This is a genomic window from Vibrio sp. AND4, assembly GCF_000171815.1.
In the GTDB taxonomy this organism is placed as follows: domain Bacteria; phylum Pseudomonadota; class Gammaproteobacteria; order Enterobacterales; family Vibrionaceae; genus Vibrio.
The window spans coordinates 1-2,203 of record NZ_ABGR01000091.1 but is presented as its reverse complement, the minus strand read 5'-3'; the positions used below and the strand labels follow the sequence as shown (position 1 = coordinate 2,203).

Sequence of the window (2,203 nt, the reverse complement as noted above, 5' to 3'; positions counted from 1 at the left end):
ATAAGCCTCAGTAAGCACATCGTTTTCATGTCATAAGGCTTGGTTAACACAATACGTTTATAAAACCTGTTGTGTAACCCTTTACATTCACAATGCTGATATTTACCTCATGATGACCTAACAGGCAAGCGTACAGTTTACAACCAAATTCACAGTTTGAACGCGTAATTTCATTATTTTCAGGCCTCCAAAACACGGAGGAAAATAATGAAAAATATCATCTTACTATCTCTAATCGCGCTCCTATCCTTCCCCACAATCGCTGAAACTTGTCGCCAACACCTTGATAAAGGCATACCTGCAACAATCAATGATCAGCTCCTTTGCCGTAATGGCTATGCCGTTGGGTACAATTACCGCACCAAAAACGCAGACTGGGTTGCTTACCACATCACCGCAGCGAACGTAAACATCACCAACAAACGCAGTAACGCCTTTAAAGAAGATATGGAGGTTCCGGATTATGCACGCGCCACCCTTGAGGATTACAAAGACTCTGGGTACGACAGAGGGCACCTTGCACCATCAGCAACGATGGATTTCACCCTAGAATCAATGGTACAAAGCTTTTTGATGAGCAATATGTCTCCACAACTTCCGGGGTTTAATCGAGTCGGTTGGCGTATTCTGGAAGAACATATTCGTGACCTCGCCAATAAATACAACGAGCTTTATGTGGTGACAGGGCCGATTTACCATGGCAACGAAGGAACGATAGGCAATGGCGTAGTGATCCCAAGCGCGTTTTACAAAGTCGTTCTTGATCCGCGCTTTGACGAAGCTATCGCCTTCATTGTTCCACATCGCAACGTCTCAAGTGCCGAACTGGCCAGCTTTATTACCACGATTGACGAAGTAGAATATCAGACTGGGTTAGATTTTTTTGCTCAAACGCCTGATGAAATCGAAGACAAAATGGAATCAATGAAATGGGAAAATATGTGGCCAATCCATTAACAAATAAATAAAACAATCGCGATGCTTAAGCGATATTAAAAAAGCGCCATATTAACGGCGCTTTTTTATTCATCTCTATCTCACACAACGCTGAGGTTAATAAGGTGAAATATTCGACAAACACTGAATATGGATCGTGATCTCTTCACGGTCATGATACAAGTGCTTCGCTTGCAGCTTGAATTTCACCTTGTTTTCAATCAGGAACATTTTTAGGTTTTCAAGATCTTGCAGCACTTCATCGTAACGACCCTTCATTGGTAACTTAAGGTTGAAGATCGCTTCTTTGGCCCAGCCCTTTAGCAACCACTGCCCCATCAGGTGTGCCACGCGTGCTGGTTTTTCAACCATGTCACACACAATCCAAGTTACGTTCTTACGGTCTGGTTCGAATTTAAAGCCATCCACCATGTGGTGTTTAATTTGCCCCGTTTCCATTAGGCTATCCGCCATCATGCCGTTATCGACACAGTGAACAAACATCGAACGTTTGACCAGTTGATAAGTCCAACCGCCCGGGCAGGCACCAAGGTCAACACCCCACATACCAGGAGCCAAACGTTCATCCCATTCATCGCGAGGAATAAAGACGTGGAATGCTTCTTCCAATTTCAGTGTCGAACGGCTTGGCGCATCTGCTGGGAACTTAAGGCGAGGAATTCCCATGAAAAACTGCGAGTTGTTACCAGGGTATGAGTGCCCCACATAACAATGGCCCGGCGCCACAAAACAAATGTGCAGTACTGGCTTCTTCGCGTTGTCTTTACTCCACATCAGACCTTTGCCACGCATCGCTTGGCGCATTGGTACCGTGAACTTACGGCAGAACTTTAATAACTCTTTCGCTTCGTTGGTATCTGGCGTTTCAATTCGCAAATCGCCACAACGTGGGAATGCTTCGATTTCAGACAGCTCAGCCAAAATAGGGCTGATACGATCTTCGCTTGGTAGCGCTGCAAATTCAGCTGACACGGCAAACATCTGACGTGCAAAAATCAGTGCGCTAAAGTCTATGCCCTTTGCTAGCTTGTCTGCGTCTCCATCTTGGTAACACTCGAAGACAACATAACCGGAGTTTTTCTTCACACGGGGGAAGCCGTACACTTCCAGCTGTGTTGCTTTGTCCTGAATTTCACCAGCACACTCTTTCTCAAAGCCAGAACGGCAATAGAGCATTAGTTGTTTCACTTGGAGACCTCTTTGATATTGAACGCAGCAAAAAAGAACAGACACCAGCCGAGCATGA

The 2,203-nt window shown here is 45.2% G+C and carries 2 protein-coding genes; one reads left to right on the top strand and one right to left on the bottom strand.

The genetic code is table 11. The features are described from left to right. Nucleotides 1-207 precede the first annotated feature (207 nt). The gene (locus AND4_RS18785) at nucleotides 208-957 is read left to right on the top strand and encodes a DNA/RNA non-specific endonuclease (protein ID WP_009844572.1); all 750 of its coding nucleotides are present in this window, start codon (nucleotides 208-210) and stop codon (nucleotides 955-957) included. A gap of 96 nt (nucleotides 958-1,053) precedes the next feature. On the opposite strand, the gene rlmM is transcribed toward AND4_RS18785, so the two are convergent. Beyond that, nucleotides 1,054-2,145, bottom strand: coding sequence for a 23S rRNA (cytidine(2498)-2'-O)-methyltransferase RlmM (gene rlmM / locus AND4_RS18780; RefSeq protein WP_009844571.1), 1,092 nt, complete (start codon nucleotides 2,143-2,145; stop codon nucleotides 1,054-1,056). Nucleotides 2,146-2,203: the final 58 nt, after the last annotated feature.